19 protein-coding genes are annotated in these 17652 nt (G+C 68.7%); 6 read left to right on the forward strand and 13 right to left on the reverse strand.

The genetic code is table 11. From position 1 onward, the window contains the following. Nucleotides 1–13 precede the first annotated feature (13 nt). Entirely contained in the window at nt 14–973 is a 960-nt protein-coding gene (locus J2S35_RS06705; RefSeq protein WP_309851299.1) for a 1,4-dihydroxy-2-naphthoyl-CoA synthase, read from the reverse strand. A 245-nt stretch (nt 974–1218) separates the two neighbouring features. Here J2S35_RS06705 and J2S35_RS06710 point away from each other — a divergent pair, with 245 nt between their 5' ends. Then, the gene (locus J2S35_RS06710) at nt 1219–2736 is read left to right on the forward strand and encodes an amino acid permease (protein ID WP_309851301.1); all 1518 of its coding nucleotides are present in this window, start codon (nt 1219–1221) and stop codon (nt 2734–2736) included. A gap of 114 nt (nt 2737–2850) precedes the next feature. Here J2S35_RS06710 and J2S35_RS06715 read toward each other — a convergent pair whose 3' ends face one another. The 3 genes from J2S35_RS06715 to J2S35_RS06725 all read right to left on the reverse strand — a co-directional run bounded on the left by J2S35_RS06715 (nt 2851) and on the right by J2S35_RS06725 (nt 4335). Continuing rightward, nucleotides 2851–3150 carry a helix-turn-helix domain-containing protein gene (locus tag J2S35_RS06715; RefSeq protein ID WP_309851304.1) on the reverse strand — a complete coding sequence of 100 codons (300 nt, stop codon included), beginning with the start codon at nt 3148–3150 and terminating at the stop codon, nt 2851–2853. 139 nt (nt 3151–3289) lie between these two features. Beyond that, on the reverse strand, nt 3290–3760 hold the full coding sequence (locus J2S35_RS06720) for a roadblock/LC7 domain-containing protein (RefSeq protein ID WP_309851306.1): 471 nt from the start codon (nt 3758–3760) through the stop codon (nt 3290–3292). Beyond that, nucleotides 3757–4335: a hypothetical protein gene (locus J2S35_RS06725; RefSeq protein WP_309851309.1), complete on the reverse strand. Its 579-nt coding sequence runs from the start codon at nt 4333–4335 to the stop codon at nt 3757–3759. The genes J2S35_RS06720 and J2S35_RS06725 overlap by 4 nt, the downstream gene beginning before the upstream one ends. A 305-nt stretch (nt 4336–4640) precedes the next feature. On the opposite strand from J2S35_RS06725, the gene J2S35_RS06730 reads away from it, so the two are divergent. The 4 genes from J2S35_RS06730 (at nt 4641) to J2S35_RS06745 (ending at nt 8233) form a co-directional block, all read left to right on the forward strand. Beyond that, nucleotides 4641–5009, forward strand: a complete 369-nt coding sequence (locus tag J2S35_RS06730) for a roadblock/LC7 domain-containing protein (RefSeq protein ID WP_309851312.1) — start codon at nt 4641–4643, stop codon at nt 5007–5009. A gap of 262 nt (nt 5010–5271) precedes the next feature. After that, the gene (locus J2S35_RS06735; protein ID WP_309851315.1) at nt 5272–6501 is read left to right on the forward strand and encodes a thiolase family protein; all 1230 of its coding nucleotides are present in this window, start codon (nt 5272–5274) and stop codon (nt 6499–6501) included. Next, nucleotides 6498–7292, forward strand: coding sequence for an enoyl-CoA hydratase/isomerase family protein (locus J2S35_RS06740; protein ID WP_309851317.1), 795 nt, complete (start codon nt 6498–6500; stop codon nt 7290–7292). The genes J2S35_RS06735 and J2S35_RS06740 overlap by 4 nt, the downstream gene beginning before the upstream one ends. Next, entirely contained in the window at nt 7289–8233 is a 945-nt protein-coding gene (locus tag J2S35_RS06745; RefSeq protein WP_309851320.1) for a 3-hydroxyacyl-CoA dehydrogenase family protein, read from the forward strand. The genes J2S35_RS06740 and J2S35_RS06745 overlap by 4 nt, the downstream gene beginning before the upstream one ends. A gap of 258 nt (nt 8234–8491) precedes the next feature. Here J2S35_RS06745 and J2S35_RS06750 read toward each other — a convergent pair whose 3' ends face one another. The 6 genes from J2S35_RS06750 to J2S35_RS06775 form a co-directional block, all read right to left on the reverse strand. Further along, nucleotides 8492–8962: a hypothetical protein gene (locus tag J2S35_RS06750; RefSeq protein ID WP_309851323.1), complete on the reverse strand. Its 471-nt coding sequence runs from the start codon at nt 8960–8962 to the stop codon at nt 8492–8494. Between the two features lie 571 nt (nt 8963–9533). Beyond that, the gene (locus tag J2S35_RS06755) at nt 9534–10280 is read right to left on the reverse strand and encodes a MerR family transcriptional regulator (protein WP_309851326.1); all 747 of its coding nucleotides are present in this window, start codon (nt 10278–10280) and stop codon (nt 9534–9536) included. Nucleotides 10281–10296: 16 nt separating this feature from the next. Further along, nucleotides 10297–10797, reverse strand: a complete 501-nt coding sequence (locus tag J2S35_RS06760) for a VOC family protein (protein WP_309851330.1) — start codon at nt 10795–10797, stop codon at nt 10297–10299. A 152-nt stretch (nt 10798–10949) separates the two neighbouring features. Continuing rightward, nucleotides 10950–11357, reverse strand: coding sequence for a helix-turn-helix domain-containing protein (locus J2S35_RS06765; protein WP_309851332.1), 408 nt, complete (start codon nt 11355–11357; stop codon nt 10950–10952). A 48-nt stretch (nt 11358–11405) separates the two neighbouring features. Further along, on the reverse strand, nt 11406–11813 hold the full coding sequence (locus J2S35_RS06770) for a PaaI family thioesterase (protein WP_309851335.1): 408 nt from the start codon (nt 11811–11813) through the stop codon (nt 11406–11408). 67 nt (nt 11814–11880) lie between these two features. Beyond that, nucleotides 11881–12495, reverse strand: a complete 615-nt coding sequence (locus J2S35_RS06775) for a sunset domain-containing protein (protein ID WP_309851337.1) — start codon at nt 12493–12495, stop codon at nt 11881–11883. 252 nt (nt 12496–12747) lie between these two features. On the opposite strand from J2S35_RS06775, the gene paaZ reads away from it, so the two are divergent. Continuing rightward, nucleotides 12748–14814: a phenylacetic acid degradation bifunctional protein PaaZ gene (gene paaZ, locus J2S35_RS06780; RefSeq protein WP_309851339.1), complete on the forward strand. Its 2067-nt coding sequence runs from the start codon at nt 12748–12750 to the stop codon at nt 14812–14814. Nucleotides 14815–14872: 58 nt separating this feature from the next. On the opposite strand, the gene J2S35_RS06785 is transcribed toward paaZ, so the two are convergent. The 3 genes from J2S35_RS06785 to J2S35_RS06795 form a co-directional block, all read right to left on the reverse strand. Further along, nucleotides 14873–15472 (reverse strand): TetR/AcrR family transcriptional regulator, encoded by a 600-nt coding sequence (locus J2S35_RS06785; RefSeq protein WP_309851342.1) that lies wholly within the window; start codon nt 15470–15472, stop codon nt 14873–14875. Nucleotides 15473–15601: 129 nt separating this feature from the next. Then, nucleotides 15602–16918 (reverse strand): phenylacetate--CoA ligase family protein, encoded by a 1317-nt coding sequence (locus J2S35_RS06790; protein WP_309851345.1) that lies wholly within the window; start codon nt 16916–16918, stop codon nt 15602–15604. A gap of 94 nt (nt 16919–17012) precedes the next feature. Next, nucleotides 17013–17555: a PaaI family thioesterase gene (locus J2S35_RS06795; RefSeq protein WP_309851348.1), complete on the reverse strand. Its 543-nt coding sequence runs from the start codon at nt 17553–17555 to the stop codon at nt 17013–17015. Between the last annotated feature and the right edge of the window lie 97 nt (nt 17556–17652).

Here is a 17652-nt window from a genome sequence, read left to right on the forward strand (position 1 = left end):
GCCGGGCGGCCGGTCAGAAGTAGTAGGGGTGGGCGGACCAGTCGGGGTCGCGCTTGGCGAGGAAGGCGTCGCGCCCCTCAGCGGCCTCGTCCGTCATGTACGCCAATCGGGTTGCCTCGCCGGCGAAGACCTGCTGGCCCGCCAGGCCGTCGTCGGCCAGATTGAACGCGAACTTGAGCATGCGGATGGCCTGAGGGGACTGGCGGGCGATGTCCGCCGCGTACTCGAGGGCGACCTCCTCAAGACGCTCGTGGGGGACGGCCTCGTTGACCGCGCCCATGCGGACCATGTCCTCCGCCGAGTACTCCCGGGCCAGGAAGAAGATCTCCCGGGCCGTCTTCTGGCCGACCTGTCGGGCGAGGAGGGCCGAGCCGTAGCCGGCGTCGAAGGAGCCGACTGTGGCGTCCGTCTGCTTGAACTTGCCGTGCTCCAGGGAGGCGATGGTCAGATCCGCGACGACGTGCAGCGAGTGGCCCCCGCCGGCCGCCCAGCCGTTGACCACGCAGAGGACGACCTTCGGCATGGTACGCATGAGGCGCTGGACCTCGAGGATGTGGAGGCGGCCCGCTCGAGCCGGGTCGATTGTCTCTCTGGTCTCGCCCTCGGCGTACCGGTAGCCGTCGCGGCCGCGGACCCGCTGGTCACCGCCCGAGCAGAACGCGTGCCCGCCGTCCTTCGGGGACGGGCCGTTGCCCGTGAGGATGACGCACGCGACATCGGGGGTCATGCGGGCGTGGTCCAAAGCCTGGTACAGCTCGTCCACTGTCTTGGGGCGGAAGGCGTTGCGGACCTCCGGTCGGTCAAACGCCACACGGACGGTAGGCAAGTCCTTCACAATTCGGCCGGCGGCGTCGCGCTCCACCTGACGGTGGTACGTGATGTCGGCAAAGTCGAACCCCTCGACCTCGCGCCAGCGCGAGGGATCGAAGACATCAGAGACGAACTTGGGCGAAGACTCGGGGGAGGTGCTCACGGGCCTCAGTCTAGCCCCGAGGGTGATCAGGGGGATGATCGGGCCGCGGCCAGGGCGGGCTCGAGGGCCTCCGCAGGAGTCGCGCAGGGCCGCGCCAGGGGCCCGCGATTGTTACGCCGCGGCGCCACATGAGGGTCCCAGTTTCACATTTGCGGGTGTTCTAGTTCACACTAGATCCGTTGCGTAGGCGCCCATCCGCGCCTGCACTCGTCTACATCCATATCGACTGGAGTTGGGACTCTTTCATGTCGCACCAAACCACCGACCCCGCGCCGACCACGGCCGACGGAGTCGAGCTCTCTGCTGAGGGCTACGCCAAGGCCCTGAGCAGCCGCCAGGTCACGATGATCGCCATCGGCGGCGCCATCGGCGTCGGCCTCTTCATGGGGGCCGGCGGACGCCTTGCCTCCACGGGCCCGGCGCTCATCTTCTCCTACGCCATCGCGGGCCTCCTCGGCTTCTTCCTCATGCGCGCCATGGGCGAGCTCATCATGTACCGCCGCACGTCCGGCTCGTTCGTCTCCTACACGGGCGAGTTCTTCGGCGCCAAGGGCGCCTACGTCTCGGGTTGGGCGTACGTTCTCAACTGGGCGATGACGGGCGTGGCCGAGCTCATCGCCATCGGCCTCTACGTGAGCCACCTCCTGCCGAGCATCCCGTGGATCCTCTCCGCGATCATCGCGCTCGTCCTCCTGACCAGCGTCAACATGATCTCGGTCAAGATCTTCGGCGAGTTCGAGTTCTGGGCCTCGGTCTTCAAGGTCTTCGCCATCGTGGCATTCCTCCTCATCGGCACGATCCTCGTGATCATGCGCACCAACATCGCGGGTCATGAGGCCGGCTTCCACAACCTCACGGCTGTGGGCGGCTCGATGTTCCCGAGCGGCTTCTTCCCGATGATCCTCGTCCTCTCCGGCGTGGTCTTCGCGTACAACGGCATCGAGATGATCGGCATCACCGCCGGCGAGATGCAGAACGCGGAGAAGGAAGTGCCCAAGGCCATCCGCGCCGTCGTCGTCCGCATCCTCGTGTTCTACGTGGGCTCCGTGACGCTCCTTGCGCTCCTGCTGCCCTCGGACGTGTACCAGTCCGGCGTCTCGCCGTTCGTGACCGTGTTCTCGCAGCTCGGCTGGGGCTGGGTCGGCACGCTGATGACGCTCGTCGTCGTCACCGCCGCTCTCTCGTCCTGCAACTCCGGTCTGTACTCGATCGGCCGTGTCTTCCGCCAGATGGCCCACAACGGACACGCTCCCCAGTGGCTCACGAAGATGAACTCGCGCCACGTCCCGTACGCCTCGATCCTCGCGATCGCCGGCTTCTACCTCGTGGGCATTGTCGCGGCCTACCTCATCACGGGCGGCAAGGGCTCCGGCAACGTGGCCTTCGACCTCGCCCTCGAGACCGCCGCGGTCGGCGTCCTCCTGTCCTGGGCTGCGATCTTCGCCTCCCAGATCGCCCTCCGCAAGCGTCACGGCAACGTCTCCAAGCTGCCGATGCCGGGCGGCATCGTCGCCTCGTGGATCTCGATCGCCGCGATTGCCGGCATCCTCATCCTCATCGGCTTCAACACCCAGGAGCTCGAGGACGGATCCACCTTCCCGATGGGCCTCCTCACGGTGGCCTCGCTGCCCGTGTTCCTCATCCTCCTTGCCATCGGCTGGCCGCTGGTCAAGCGCACCAACCCGGAGCGCCAGGAGCAGGCCTGGTACGACAAGCAGGCTGTTGTTGAGCACGAGACCGTGGCGAACATCGCCAATCACTAGTCTCGCCTCGGGCTTTCGCCCGTGAGACACGCCAGCCCCCGCGGCTCGGCCCCTGAGAGGGGCCGGGCGGCGGGGGCTGGTTCTTTTGTCTGGGTCTAGGCGGCGAGCCTGGGGCTAGGCGGTGAGGTCGTCGTCGCCGGCGGAAGGCTCGGGGTCCTCGTCGAGAGCCTGGACGAGGAAGGAGATGTCCATGGACAGGGCCCGCGAGACGCTCGTGATGAGGCCCAGGCTGGGGTTGGCGGGGGATCGGCGGCGGCCGTCGCTGTATCCGTTCTCCAGCAGGCTGTAGTGCTGCAGCGTGATCCCGGAGGCGAGTGCGACCTTCTCCTGGCTTAGGCCCAAGTGCTTCCGGCGCTTGCGGAGGGTGTCCCCGAGCTGGCGGGCCTGTGTCGGAGAGAGGGTCGGATGGGGCATGTCATCTATGCCACCGATTTCTCCCGTCCCTGTCTTCAAGATTTACATTGAATATTGTCGGGGCCGCGCGGCATGTGAAGCCCCGGAATTCTCGCAGTATTGAGGGCGGCAGCGGTCTCGCGGGCGCCGGTGCGGCTGTTCACTCGGATGGCGAAAGCCACTGCCGAATATCGTCCGCCGCCCCACGGGCCTGCACGGCGAGCATGCCCAACTGCGTCTCCTCAGCAGAAAGCGCCAAAAGCATCTGGCCCAGATCTTCCAGGACAAAGCTCGCCAGGACGATGAATCCATTGCCCGTGGAGAGGTGGACTGTCGTGGAGCTCGGTGAGGCGCCCGCCTCGGAGACGATTTCCGCCTCTGAAGCCGCAATGGCGAAGAGAGAGCTGTTGAGGGCGGCGAGCCGCCCCACGTTCTCCTCGGGAATTCCCACGGCGCACAGGTTCATTCCGTCCGCAGTGCACAGGATGGCGGATGTGATCTCAGGGTTGTTCTCGCGGAGTCGCCTGAGGCGGGGGAGCGCCGCGGTCCCGATGGCACGGGACCACGTGTCCCAGTGCTCTGCGATTTCGGGGCTGATGTCAGTGTCGTGTGTCTCGGGCTGGTCGATCACGAGGGGTCCTTCGTGGAGAGGGAGAGGGCTGTGAGGGCGGCCGCGGCGACGTCGCCCGGGTTGCGGGGGTCTGCGGCGAGGATGGGCATGCCGGTGAGATGCTCGGGGAGCTGGGCCCTGAGGTCAGCGAGGGCCTCCTCGGCACGGGAGGGCTCCAGGCGTGTCACGGCGACGGTGGTCTGGCGAATGATGGTCTCGTCTCCAAGGAGCCGCATCCAGGCGGTGACCTGCTCGGCGGCGTCCTCGCGATCCCCGAAGATCCACAGGATGATGCGGGAGCGGGCGGCCAGGACCGAGGAGCGGGCCGAGGCGAACCGGACCTGGCCCGGGGTGCCGAAGAGGCCGATGCGGCCGTGCTCTGTGGCCCATTCCCCGTAGTCGATGCCGACGGTCGTCGTGTATTTCCCGTTGACCATCTGTCCTGTCATGGCGACGGCGGACTGCAGGACCTCCGTGCTGACGACGGGGATCTCCGAGAGGGAGCGCACGGCTGTTGTCTTGCCGACGCCCACTGGGCCGACGAAGACCACCCGGTAGCTGGTTGTTGAGCCGACGCTGACGGGGGAATGGGTCACGCGAATCCCTTCGGGGGAACGAAAGACAAAAAGGACTGAGGCTCGGAGTGAAAGCCTTCGAGTCGTGGCTCAAGGTCACCGACTCCGGGGGAAATGCATACGGTAGGGTGTGCACTGCACGATATCAAAAACTGCGGCCCCGTCAGGCGTTGCGCCGCGGTTCTCCGGCGGACAGCGCCAGAATCGTAGGAGAAGCGATGGGTCTGTGGGATGTTCTCCGCGGGAGAGAGGGCCCGGCGTCTGTGTCGGTCGCCGTCCCTCGCCCGCGATCCCCCGAAGAATATGTACTAACGAAAGAGAAGGACATGGCCAACCAGGCTGAACTGAACCAGCTCCTTGACGACATTCAGCAGGACATCAATGGCCTGCTCGGCGTTTCGGTCGTCGACCTTGAGACCGGCATGGCGCTGGCCTCGCGGTCCGCAGCCCCGAACTTCGACCTCGAGGCGGCGTCGGCGTACAACAGCGAGATGGTCAAGGCGAAGACCAAGACCATCCGCGTCCTCAACATCCAGAGCGAGCTCGAGGACATGCTCCTCACGCTCGGGGACCAGCTGCACCTGATCAAGATGATCGATGCCGGCACGTTCATCTACGTGGCTGCGACGCGCGACGGAATGAACCTCGCCCTCCTCCGTTCCGCGGTCAACCGCGCGGCGAAGAAGCTCTCCTAGGGGCTCCTGCCCCCACACGACGCCCTCCCACCTGCCGCAAACTCGCGACAGGTCGGGGGGCGTCGGCCGTCCCTGCCCTGCCGCGTCGGGGTGTCGGCGATGCCACGGCCCCTCGAGTCCTCAGGGGTCCCGGTTCCGGGCGAGTCGGCCCTGGTGGCGCACCTCACATCACGGGCTCGGAGTCGCTAGACTTGTCTCCTGACCGATCGGTCAGTAATTCCGCGCCCGAGAGGGCCTGCGGACGACTCAGCGAGGAGCCCCCATGTCAGACGCCTATCTCGTGTCCGGTGTACGCACGCCGGTTGGCCGCTACGGCGGCGCGCTCTCCAGCGTCCGCCCCGACGACCTGGCAGCCCTGACCATCGCCGAGCTCCTCCGCCGCACGGGCCTGCCCAGCGAGGCCGTGGATGAGGTCATTCTCGGCAACGCCAACGGCGCCGGTGAGGAGAACCGCAACGTGGCTCGCATGGCCTGGCTCCTCGCCGGGGGAGACGAATCCGTCCCGGGCATCACCGTCAACCGTCTCTGCGCCTCAGGCATGTCGGCGATCGCGATGGCAGCGCAGATGGTGCGCAGCGGCGACGCCGACGTCGTCATTGCAGGCGGAGTGGAGTCCATGTCCCGCGCCCCCTGGGTCCAGGCCAAGCCCACCGCGGCGTTCGCGAAGCCAGGCGAGCAGTTCGACACGTCGATCGGCTGGCGGTTCGTCAACGAGCGCTTCGCGCCGGGCGGGGAGCTCGACCGCGACGGCAAGATGACGTACTCCATGCCGGAGACGGCCGAGGAAGTCGCCCGCGTCTATGGCGTCAGCCGCGAGGACTGCGACGCCTTCGCGGTGCGTTCCCACGAGCGCGCCCTCGCGGCGATCGCCGAGGGGCGCTTCGCGGACGAGATCGTCAGCGTCACCGTGCGCGGGCGGAAGTCGGAGACCGTCGTCTCCGAGGATGAGGGCCCGCGGCCCGGAACGACGACGGAGGTGCTGTCGAAGCTCCGCCCCGTCGTCGCGGGCGGCAGCGTGGTCACGGCGGGCAACGCGTCCAGCCTCAACGACGGTGCGAGCGCCATTCTTGTTGTCTCTGAGTCCGCCGCCGAGCGGTACGGCCTGAGGAAGCGAGCGCGCGTGCTCGCCTCCGCCAGCGCGGGCGTGGCCCCCGAGGTCATGGGGATCGGCCCGGTGCCGGCCACGCGCAAGGCCCTGGAGAAGGCGGGCGTCACGGTCGGGGACCTCGGCGCGGTGGAGCTCAACGAGGCGTTCGCGTCCCAGGCCCTCGCGAGCATGCGGGAGTTGGGCCTGGATGAGGGGATCGTCAATGCCGACGGCGGGGCTATCGCCCTCGGGCACCCGCTCGGCTCCTCGGGCTCGCGCATTGTCATCACCCTGCTCGGCCGCATGGAGCGGGAGCTCGCCGGCGCGGAGAGGCCGCTGGGGCTGGCCACGATGTGCATCGGCGTGGGTCAGGGCAGCGCGATCGTCCTCGAGGGCGTCAAGTGACCGCCCCCCTGGACCGCGCCGAGTTCGAGGCCATCGAGGTCACTCGTGGGGACTTCGTCCGCGTCCGCCTCAACCGGCCCGAGGTCCGCAACGCCATCGACCAGCGCATGGTGGACGAGCTTCACGCGGTCTGCGCTGAGGTGGAACGGGACCCGCGCGTCGTCGTCATCTCAGGAAGCCCGCCGGCCGTGGGGGCCGATGGACGCGAGCGGAAGGGAGTGTTCGCGTCTGGCGCGGACATCCGGCAGCTGCGCGAGCGGAGGCGGGATGACGCGCTGGCCGGCATCAACTCGGGGATCTTCGAGCGGATCAACGCGCTGCCCATGCCCGTCATCGCGGCGCTGGACGGGTACTGCCTCGGCGGCGGGGCGGAGCTCGCGTACGCGGCGGACCTGCGGATCGGGACGCCGGACGTTCGGATCGGCAACCCGGAGCCGGGGCTGGGCATCCTCGCGGCTGCGGGCGCGTCGTGGCGGCTCAAGGAGCTCATCGGCGAGGCCCGGGCGCTCGAGATCCTGTTGGCGGGGCGCGTCGTGGACGGCGAGACCGCGCTGGCGTGGGGGCTCATCACGCGGCTTGTGCCGAGTGCGGAGCTCGAGGCCGCGGCAGCCGAGATGGCCGCGGCGATCTGCGCTCAGGACCCCCTGGCCATCAAGCTCACCAAGGAGGTCTTCCGGGCGCCGCGGGAGGCCCACCCGCTGGCCGACCGTCTCGCGCAGGCCACCCTCTTTGAATCCCCGGCGAAGTTCGAGCGCATGAGCGCGTTCCTCGAAAGGAAGTCCACACGATGACTGAGCAGGAGACGGGTTCGCAGGCGGGGCCGGGGTCGGCTGGCCCGGAGTCGGCCCAGCCAGTAGCGCTCGCGGGCTCGGGCCCGCAGGCGGGGGGCGGCGTCCCTTCGCGCGTCGGTGTCCTCGGGGGCGGGCGCATGGGGGCGGGGATCGCTCACGCGTTCCTCGTGAAGGGCGCGCGCGTGAGCGTCGTTGAGCGGGACGACGACGCCGCAGAGGCCGCCCGGGGCCGCGTCCTTGCGGCCATCGAGGCATCTCACACCCGGGGGCTGCTGGCGGGGGACCCGTCCGAGGCGGCCTCCCGGCTCTCCGTGGGCGCGGATGCCGCGCTGTTCGGCGGGTGCGAGCTCGTCATCGAGGCTGTGCCCGAGGACATCAAGCTCAAGACGGATTCGCTGCGCCGGATCGAGGACGCCGTGGGGGAGGGGGCCTGGATCGGGACCAACACGTCCTCGCTCTCCGTCACGGACCTGGCTGAGGCGCTCCGGCGGCCCGAGCGGCTCATCGGCCTGCACTTCTTCAACCCCGTGCCGGCGTCCACGCTCGTGGAAGTGGTTGTGGCGGGCCGCACCGCGCCGGAGCTGACGGAGGCCGCGCGTGCGTGGGTCGAGGGGCTCGGGAAGACCGCCGTCGTCGTTCGCGATGCCCCCGGGTTCGCGAGTTCCCGGCTCGGGGTGGCCATCGCACTGGAGGCGATGCGGATGGTCGAGGAGGGCGTGGCAAGCGCGGAGGACATCGACGCGGCGATGGTCCTGGGCTACAAGCACCCGGTGGGGCCGCTCAAGACCACGGACATCGTGGGGCTGGACGTGCGGCTGGGAATCGCGGAGTACCTTGCGCAGACGCTGGGCGAGCGGTTTGAGCCCCCGGCCATCCTGCGCGAGAAGGTGGCGCGCGGCGAGCTGGGGCGCAAGTCCGGCAAGGGGTTCTACGACTGGTGAGGAGCCGCCGCGGGGGAGCCGGGCGGTCTGGGGTTGCCACGTGGCGAAGGCTTCCGTTGCGCGACGCCTGAACTAGGCACCCTCCGTCCCCCGCTGGCGGTTTTGCCCCTTGTATTGGCGTTTGCCCCGGCCCTCCCGCGGTTTGCCCCCTTGATTGGTGTTTGCCACTGACATTGCAGGGGGCGATTGCCAAACGAGGGGGTAAGAGGTGGAAGAGGCGACGGCCCCGGGCCGGACGGGCGATATGGGGGTGGTGCGTCAACGAGCCCGGGGCACGCCAGCCCGGGTCAGGATGTCGTCGAGGATGTCCAAGTGCATCATGTCCTCCCAGGTCCATCGCACGATGGCATAGCCCTGCCGCTGGATGTCACGTGCGCGGCGCTTTTCCTCCGCGAGTGCCTGATGGGGGCTCATGCCGGTGTCCGCTCCAAGCGAGTACTTCGCCAATCCGTCGAACTCCCCGATGAGACGGGCGCTGGGCCAGAAGAAGTCGGCGCGTATATGGCGGCCCGTCTTGAGTGTGAGTTCCTGCTGGAGCAGCGGCGCCGCAAAGCCGAGTTCCTCGATGCGCAGGCGTGACAAGGACTCACCCGGCGATTCGCTGAGGGGTGTGGCCTGGGACAGGGCGAAGACCGAGCGGGACAGCCCGTGGCACCAGGGCGCGCGTTCGGCGGCACTCCTGAGCTCGTCCCCAGCCATGCCTTGCCGCAGGGCCCCGTCAAGGGTCACGACCCCGGACTCTACGGTGCTCAGTGATGCGGCTTTCATCAATGACAGGGACGGGTCGAGACACTGGGCGCGGCGGCGAACCATCACTGCCGAGCGAAGTGCTGCTTCGGAAGTCGCCATGAGGTGCCCGCGGACGGGAAGCTCGAGTCCATGTTGCTGTCGGCGCCCTGTCTTGGAGCGACTCCACACGGCGATGTCTATGGCCGGGGGCACGGGCCACACTGGCAGTCCGAGCACAGCGGCTGCGGACCTCCCGGTGAGTACGTGATTACGGCCTACGGCCAAGCACTGGAGCTGGTAGCGGTCCCACGTGCTTAGCCTTTCCCATGCAGTGCGCTCGGCATAGAGGCCAGTTGCCAGCCGGACCATGCGGCCCCGGGCGGCCTCTGCGCGGACTGCCCGGGTGGACTCAAGGATGTGGTCGAACATGCGCCTATCGTGGCGGGATCTGCTTCTCCAGCACGGTGTCTGGCGCGAAACGGGGATAACTACTTGCGTGCCCGTGCGCTGGTACGGCCTCGATCCAGTCGAGCCCGTGACGCTCGGACATGAGATCCGCAATACTGCCGAGCTACTCCAGGTTCTCTGGGATCCAGACCAGGATTGCGTCACGGATGCTAGTGGCCATCTCTTCCCCGCCGTAGACGACGGCGAAGCGCGGATCTGCCGCGTACATTGCGGCAAGACCTGCATATGACTCGGCGGTGGGACTTCGCCCTCCCCACTGCTCCGTGACCCACTGATGATGCGCCGTGACGGCAGCCTGAAAACGGGTGCCTGAGGGGTCGGCGCCCTCCTCTGCGGCTCTTCGCAGAGAAGCGTTCACATCGCGGCTTGTCTTGTCGTCACGGGCCAGCTCAGCGTCGCTCATTGAGGCACGTCGACGCGCGCTGTGTTCCCAAGCGGCATTTCCCCATCGGTTTCGCACCTCCGATTCGTGGCTGTCGCCGTGGCTGCCGGAAAAAACATCATCAATAGACATAGAGGCACATTTCCTAAGCGCATTGAGAGTGCGCTCGACATTTGCGATCTTGCTTGTCAACATCTCGAGGCTCTCCTTGAGAAGAGCCAAATGACTTTCCATGGCGTCTGGGAGCGCCAGCTCGTCGTCGGCCGTTTGGCGAATTGTCTCCAAGGGAAGGCCCAGAGCCCGCAGGGAAAGAATGCGGTAGATCTGTGCGATCTCGGCATCCCCATAAAAGCGGTATCCGTTTGCTGCGGTGCGGGACGGATGCAGGAGGCCTATCTGCTCGTAATGGCGCAAGGCGCGGCTTGACAGCCCGGTAGCCCTGGCAACGTCTCGAATAGGCCATTCCATGAAGTGAAGTCCTTAACTATTCTGCGCCGTGGCGAGTTTCGGGCACCAGTTCGAAGTCTCCCGTGACGCGGTCGTGAACCCACTCCTGGGCCGCGTCTTTCTCTGCGGTCCGGGGCGCGGTCAGCGTCACGGTATTTCCGTCTGTGTCTGTGAATGTGAGGTCGGTAGAGAACCAGGGCGTGGGAGCAGGGCCAGCGACATCTGCCCCTGCGGAACGAAGGTGCTCGGCCACCGAAACGAGGTCCACGTCGGAGGCCGCAAATGAAACGGTCGTGGACCCGGGAGAGGGGGTCCCCTTGACGAGGAGAATGTCTTGATACTTTTCGCGGCGCAGGTGGAGGACGGCCGGAGCGCCTTCGTGGTCCGGGATGCTGGCCAGAGTGACAAATCCGGCTGCTGCGTAGAGCTGCTCGGCCGCAGCCAGATCGCGGACGATGAGGCTGGCGAACATGGGCATGGCATAGATGGAGCGGTCGATTACAGGCCCTGTGTGGGTGTCGGTCTCGCGTGTGGTCATGGCTAGGAGTCTGCAGGTTGACGTTGCGGAAGAGTCAACTCGCTGCCCCGGGGCGGTTTGCCCCCTGAATTGGTGTTTGCCCCTGTCATTGCAGGGGGCATCTGCCAAACGAAGGGGCAAACGGTCTCGCGTCGCCAAGCGAGGTGCGAAGGCTAGCGCGTCTTGATGACTCGGTCCGGTGGTGTGTCATCCGTGATGTCCTCGCCGAGGGTGTGAAGCGCCGCCAATTGACGAGCCTCCCTGTCCTCTCGGTAGCGCTGAAGCTCTAGGGCGGTGATCCTGCGGTGGGTTCCCTCTGTGCTGGCGCGAAGAGCGCCACGATCGATAAGGCGAACCACCGTCATTCTGCTCACCCCGAGGGCGGCGGCGGCCTCACCCGTGGTCAGGGATTTATCGGAGGGAAAGATGACGGCTCGTCGGCTGGTTTGAAGAACGGACAGCAGCTCCCGGAAGGCGTCTGCGTCCTCCTGGGAGAGGGCATTCTGACGAGCAGGGTCGGCGAGGAACGCATTGAGGTCTTCGCGTAGCTGCTTCTGAACGGTCATCGACGTCGTAGCCATGACAGCATTCTAGGCGAAACGCCCAAAACGCACATCGTGTCGCAGTCCCTACTCGCCCGCCGGGGGCGTGACGAGGTTCGTGATGCGCACGGTGCAGAGTCGGCGCCCGTCGTCGTCGGTGAGGATGACCTCGTGGGAGCACAGCGTGCGCCCCAGGGACAGTGGCCGCGCCGTCGCAGTGACGTACCCGTCCCGGGCGCCGCGGTGGTGGGTGGCGCTGATGTCCACGCCCACGCACACCTTGCCCATCGTGGAGGCGTGCTTGACCGCAGCCCACGAGCCCGTGGCCTCGCCGAGCGCCACCATCGCCCCGCCGTGAAGGAGCCCGAACGACTGCCTGTTCCCCTCCACCGGCATCCGTGTCACGACCTTCTCCACGGACTCCTCAATGACCTCCACGCCCATGCGGCGGTCCAGCTCCCCAAGCTGAATAGTCCAGACGTCGTGCTCGCTCATGGGGTTGCGCCCCACTGTGTGGCGACCATGCTGCGTGTGCTCATGCAGGGGAGCCTAGTACAGAGGATCAGGCCTTGGAGGCGCGGTATCCGGCCCGGACGGCCGCCGCGGGGGAGGAGAAGCAGATCTCCGGCTTGGTCTTGGCGTAGTAGCGGCCGCCCGGCACGTGGTAGATGTGGCTGCTCGCGTTGCCCTTGATGGGCGCCCAGCTCGGGCAGTTCCAGCTCCCGGATGCGGGGCGCGTGGACGCAGGGATGGTGACGTTGACGCGGATCGGCGCCGAGGTGCTGGCCTGGAGGGTGGCCGTCGGGGCGAGCCTAATGGTCCACACCCCGCTCGCGGACGCGGAGAACGAGGTGGAGAAGTTGCCCTTGGCGTCCGCCTTGATGGTGCGCATGGCGGTGTTGGCCTTGGCGCCGTCCTGGTCGAACCACACGGTGGCCGTGGCGCCGGGCGTGGCGCGCCACGTCTTGGCCCGCAGCTGCTGGGCCTGGGCCTTGAAGGTCACGGTTGACGTGATGGGCACGGACTTGGCACTGGCGGTGAAGGACGCTGGGCGGGTGGCCATGGCCGTGGCTGCCGAAGCGGCCGGCGCCGAGGCGACGAGAGCGGCGGGGATGAGAGCCAGGGCGGCTGCGGCGGAAACGCGTGCAGAAAGACGGGCGGGCAGGGCGGTGCGCATGGGGTGTCCTTGGGGATCGAGGCGGTGAGGCAGCCGCTCATGCGTTGCCGGGCCAGGGTGATTCAGCCCACTCAGTGTATGGCCCTGCCCCCGCTGCGGCAAGACCCTGCGCTGCCGCAGAAGGGTGCCGTTCCCCGTTCCGGGCACGGCACCCCGCGCCAACCCAAACGTGGCGCGGGTCACGCCCGGGAGCGCCTCCGCTGATAGGCTTCACCACATAACTGACCGATCGTTCAGGAAAGGCGCCCCAGCATGAGCGTCACCACGCCCGCACTGCTTCCCAGCTTCCTCTCCGGCAGCTGGACGAACCCCTCAGACGCCGCACAGGATGGAGTCGCAGAGCTGCGAGACGCCTCCACGGGCGCCGTCGTCGGCCTCATGCCCAAGGCGAGCGCAGACCTGGCGAGCGCCTTCGAGTACGCGCGCACCGCCGGCCGCGATTCCCTCGGGGACCTCACTTTCCACGAGCGCGCCCTGCGCCTCAAGGCGCTGGCCCAGCACCTCACCGCCAACAAGGACCGGCTCTACGAGCTCTCCGCCAAGACGGGCGCCACGCGGATTGACTCGATGGTGGACGTGGACGGCGGCATCGGCGTCCTGTTCACGATGGCCTCGAAGGGCCGCCGGGAGCTCCCGAATGCCACGGTCATCCCCGACGGGCCCACGGAAGTGCTTTCGAAGGACGGCTCGTTCATCGGCGAGCACGTCTACTCGCGCATCCCGGGCGTCGCCGTGCAGATCAACGCCTTCAACTTCCCCGTCTGGGGAATGCTCGAGAAGCTCGCGCCGGCGTTCCTCGCGGGCGTGCCGACCATCGCCAAGCCCGCCACCCCCTCCTCCTACCTGGCCGTGGAGTGCGTCAAGATCATGGACGAGTCAGGCCTCCTGCCGGAAGGCTCCCTCCAGATCGTCGCGGGCGGCGCGCGGGACATCCTCGAGCACATCGACTACCGCGACATGGTCTCCTTCACGGGCTCGGCCGGCACCGCGGCGAAGCTCCGCACGGAGGCCCTGGCGCGCAACGCCCGATTCACCTCCGAGGCGGACTCCCTCAACGCGGCCATCCTCGGCCGGGACGTCGAGGAGGGGTCGGCGGAGTTCTCGGCGTTCGTGCGCGCCGTCGTCACCGAGATGACGGTCAAGGCGGGCCAGAAGTGCACGGCGATCCGCCGCGTCATCGTCCCCCACGCCATGGTTGAGCCGGTCCAGAAGGCCGTAGCCGCGCGCATCGCCGAGAAGACGGTGGTGGGCGACCCGCGCACGGAGGGCACGACGATGGGCGCCCTCGTCTCCGAGGATCAGCTGCGTGACGTGCGGGAGGCGGTCTCTCGCCTTGAGGCGGCCGGCGGCCGCAACGTCCTGGACCCCCTGCCGGTCCCTGAGGGCGGCGCCTTCATGAGCCCGGTCCTCCTCGTCTGGGAGGACGCGGAGGCCACGGAGCTCCATGAGGTTGAGGCGTTCGGGCCTGTCACCTCGGTCCTCGGGTATGAGACGGACGACGACGCCGTGCGCCTGGCGGCACGCGGAGCCGGCTCGCTCGTGGCGACGGTCTGCACGGCGGACCCGAAGACGGCCGCCCGGCTGACCCTGGGCATCGCGGGCCACCACGGCCGCGTCCACATTCTCAACGCCGAGACGGCCCGCAGCTCGACCGGGCACGGCTCGCCCGTCCCGCACCTCGTCCACGGCGGCCCCGGGCGGGCCGGCGGCGGCGAGGAGCTGGGCGGCATCCGCTCGGTCAAGCACCACATGCAGCGCAGCGCCATCCAGGGCTCGCCGAACATGCTCACGGCGGTGACGGGGCAGTGGCATCGGGGCGCGGAGCGCCGCATCTCGGGCGAGCCGGAGTTCGGCGGAAGCCCCGAGCTGGAGCACCCCTTCCGCAAGTCGCTGGCCGAGCTCGAGATCGGGGACGCGTTCGTCTCTGCCCTCCGCACGGTGCGCCGCGAGGACATCCAGGCCTTCGCTGAGGAGACCGGTGACACGTTCTACGCGCACACGAACGAGGAGGCCGCGGCCGCGAACCCCTTCTTCCCGGGCATCGTGGCGCACGGGTACCTGCTTGTGTCGTGGGCGGCGGGGCTCTTCGTCTCCCCGGAGCCGGGCCCGGTCCTCGCGAACTACGGTCTGGAGAATCTGCGGTTCATCACGCCCGTGGCAGCGGGGGACTCGATCCGCGTGGAGCTGACGGCCAAGCGGATCACCCCGCGCGAGACGGACGAGTACGGGGAGGTTGCCTGGGATGCACTCCTCGTCAACCAGGACGGGGAGACCGTGGCGACCTACGACGTCCTGACCCTGGTGGCCAAGACGCGCTAGGCGGCCGGCCCAGCCGCTGGCGGGCACCGCAGGACGGTGGCGCTGGGCAAGCACAGGGCTAGGCGCGCTGGCGGGCGCCGTCCATGAGCAGGGACACGACGGTCTCGGCGACTTCCTCGCTCGACTGGCGGCCGCCCGGGCGGTGCCACTCCACCACCGAGTTGACGGTGCCGAACATGAGGCGAGCGAGCTCCCGCGGCTCAAGGTCCCCTCGAAGCTCGCCGGCCGCCTGGGCCGCCTCGATCACCGCGGCGGTCCGGCGGTCCACGGCGCGGCGGCGCTCGATGGCCTCGCGCTCAACGTCGCTGTTGCCCCGCAGGCGCAGCAGCAGCCGGACCTCGGACTGCTTCTCGATGAGGACACGGACAGTGGCCCGCATGAGGTCCGCCACCGAGGCGGCGCTGGGTGGGGCGGCCTCGGCGTCGTCGGCCGCTGTCTCAAGAGCGGAGAGCGCGTCATCCAAGGCGAGCCGAAGGATCTCCAGCTTGCTCGGGACGTGATGGTAGATCGCGGACTTGGAGACGCCGAGGGCGTCCGCGAGCATGCCCATGCTCGTGGCCTCGTATCCGTGGCGGTTGAACGTCTCGACGGCGACCGCAACGACGCTGCTCTGGCTGTGTCCGGGGCGCCCCCGGCGGGACGGTTGTGAGGCGTTCATAGGCCTCCAGCAAACCCCGCCGACGCGAGGGGGCGCAACTTCGTGACTCCGAGGGTGCTCGACGTGACAGGATGCAGCCTGCCCCCGCGTGCGGCAGGGCCGCCGGCCCGGCTACCGCCCGCCCCCGGGCTACCGGTTGCGCAGGTCGTGGATGCGCTTGAGCTTGCCGGAGGAGCGGGCCAGGGTCCCGGGGTCCACCACCTCGATGGCGCAGCTCGAGCCGACACGCACCTTGATGAGCCGCCGCAGCTCAGCCCCCGCCGTTGCCCGCGCCGCCCCCTCCGTGCCGGGGCGGGCCTCGATGCGCACGGTGAGCTCGTCCATCGCCGCCGGCCGCGTGATCTCCAGCTGGAAGTGCGGGGACAGGCCCGGGACGCCGAGGGCGATCTCCTCGATCTGCGTGGGGAAGAGGTTCACGCCGCGGAGGATGATCATGTCGTCGCTGCGGCCCGTGATGCGCCCCATCCGGCGGTGGCCCGGCGCGGCCGAACCGGGAAGGAGGCGCGTGAGGTCGTGCGTGCGGTAGCGGATGATCGGCAGAGCCTGCTTCGTGAGGGACGTGAAGACGAGCTCGCCCGGCTCCCCGTCCGCCATGGTGCGCTCAGGCTCGAACGGGTCGATGATCTCCGGCCTGAAGTGGTCCTCCCAGATGTGGGAGCCGTCCTTGGTCTCGCAGGACTCGCCGGCGACGCCCGGGCCCATGACCTCGGACAGCCCGTAGATGTCGCACGCGTCGATGCCCCAGGCGAGCTCCAGCTCACGCCGCATCTCCTCGGTCCACGGCTCCGCCCCGAGGACCGCCGTCTTGAGTGACGTGGCCCGGGGGTCCAGGCCCTGCCGCTGCATGGCGTCGGCGATGGCCAGGAGGTAGGTCGGCGTGCAGAGGATGGCCGTGGGCTGGAAGTCCTGGATGAGCTGGATCTGCTTCTCCGTCTGCCCGCCGGACATGGGGATGACCGTGGCACCGAGCCGCTCCGCCCCCGCGTGCGCGCCCAGCCCGCCCGTGAACAGCCCGTAGCCGTACGCGTTGTGGACGCGGTCTCCGGCCCGCACGCCGGAGAGGTGGAGGCACCGCGCCACAAGGTCCGCCCATATGGAGAGGTCGGCCTCGGTGTACCCGACCACCGTCGGCTGCCCCGTGGTGCCCGAGCTCGCGTGGATGCGCCGGACCCGCTCCATGGGCACCGCGAACATGCCGAACGGGTAGCACCGCCGCAGGTCCTCCTTCTCCGTGTAGGGGAAGCGCGCCAGGTCCTCGAGGCTCTTGAGGTCGTCGGGGTGGACCCCGTGCGCGTCGAACTTCTCCGTGTACATGGGCACGTTCTCGTAGGCGTGCCTCACGGTCCACTGGAGGCGGGCCAGCTGGAGCTCCTCGACCTCCTCGCGGGAGGCGGTGAGGGGATCGAATCCGTCGCGTGGGGCTGGGGCGGAGGCTGGGGTGCTCATGGGTTCCTCTTTCGGCGGTCGTGGGCGGCGGGCCGGGGTGCGGCGGCGCGGTGTGCTGGAGTTCGGCGTGCGGGTCGGGTGGGCGTCGGCGGGGTCAGCGTCCGGCGCGCGGGAGCGTTCGGGAGCGTCCGCGGAAGAGGGCGACGACGACGGGGCCGCCCTCAGACTCCTGTTCAACCGTCACGTCGAACACGGCGCTGCGGCCGGGGCGTGAGGCGCGCTCGGCCGTGGCTCGGAGCCGGGCGCCAGGCGTGACCGGGGCGAGAAAGTTGATGTCCACGCCCTGCGCCACGGTGTACGTCTCGTGGTCTGAGGCGTCGTTGCAGGCGATGGCGAAGGCCGTGTCCGCGAGCGCGAACGTCATGCCTCCGTGGCCGATTCCGAAGCCGTTGAGCATCTCCGGCCGGGGGATGAGGGAGCAGACGGCGCGGCCGGGGGCGTAGTCCTCGACGCGGAGGCCCATCCACGCGCTCGCGGCGTCTCCGGCGAGCATGGGGTGCGGCTCGAGGCCCGGTGCCATCTCGATGCCGGGGGAGTGGGGCGTGGGGCCCTGTTCGGGATGGACCGGTTCGGGCGAGGTGGGCGTGGGGTCAGATCGCGGCGCGGCGCCCGGCTCCGGGGAGTGCTGCTCTGTCACGGGGGCTCCTTGCCGGCGGCGGTGGCCGGGCCGCCCGGGCCAAGCTCACTGCGACCTAGATCACAATTACTGAACGCTTGGTCAGTATCTTGGCACC

Origin of the sequence: Falsarthrobacter nasiphocae (genome assembly GCF_031456275.1) — a bacterium.
Taxonomy (GTDB): Bacteria; Actinomycetota; Actinomycetes; order Actinomycetales; family Micrococcaceae; genus Falsarthrobacter; species Falsarthrobacter nasiphocae.

Coding starts and splice junctions, on each gene's coding strand:
- J2S35_RS06710 (WP_309851301.1), top strand. CDS start 1,219: ATGTCGCACCAAACCACCGACCCCGCGCCGACCACGGCCGACGGAGTC.
- J2S35_RS06715 (WP_309851304.1), bottom strand. CDS start 3,150: ATGCCCCATCCGACCCTCTCTCCGACACAGGCCCGCCAGCTCGGGGAC.
- J2S35_RS06730 (WP_309851312.1), top strand. CDS start 4,641: ATGGCCAACCAGGCTGAACTGAACCAGCTCCTTGACGACATTCAGCAG.
- J2S35_RS06735 (WP_309851315.1), top strand. CDS start 5,272: ATGTCAGACGCCTATCTCGTGTCCGGTGTACGCACGCCGGTTGGCCGC.
- J2S35_RS06745 (WP_309851320.1), top strand. CDS start 7,289: ATGACTGAGCAGGAGACGGGTTCGCAGGCGGGGCCGGGGTCGGCTGGC.
- J2S35_RS06755 (WP_309851326.1), bottom strand. CDS start 10,280: ATGGAATGGCCTATTCGAGACGTTGCCAGGGCTACCGGGCTGTCAAGC.
- J2S35_RS06760 (WP_309851330.1), bottom strand. CDS start 10,797: ATGACCACACGCGAGACCGACACCCACACAGGGCCTGTAATCGACCGC.
- J2S35_RS06765 (WP_309851332.1), bottom strand. CDS start 11,357: ATGGCTACGACGTCGATGACCGTTCAGAAGCAGCTACGCGAAGACCTC.
- J2S35_RS06770 (WP_309851335.1), bottom strand. CDS start 11,813: ATGAGCGAGCACGACGTCTGGACTATTCAGCTTGGGGAGCTGGACCGC.
- J2S35_RS06775 (WP_309851337.1), bottom strand. CDS start 12,495: ATGCGCACCGCCCTGCCCGCCCGTCTTTCTGCACGCGTTTCCGCCGCA.
- paaZ (WP_309851339.1), top strand. CDS start 12,748: ATGAGCGTCACCACGCCCGCACTGCTTCCCAGCTTCCTCTCCGGCAGC.
- J2S35_RS06785 (WP_309851342.1), bottom strand. CDS start 15,472: ATGAACGCCTCACAACCGTCCCGCCGGGGGCGCCCCGGACACAGCCAG.
- J2S35_RS06790 (WP_309851345.1), bottom strand. CDS start 16,918: ATGAGCACCCCAGCCTCCGCCCCAGCCCCACGCGACGGATTCGATCCC.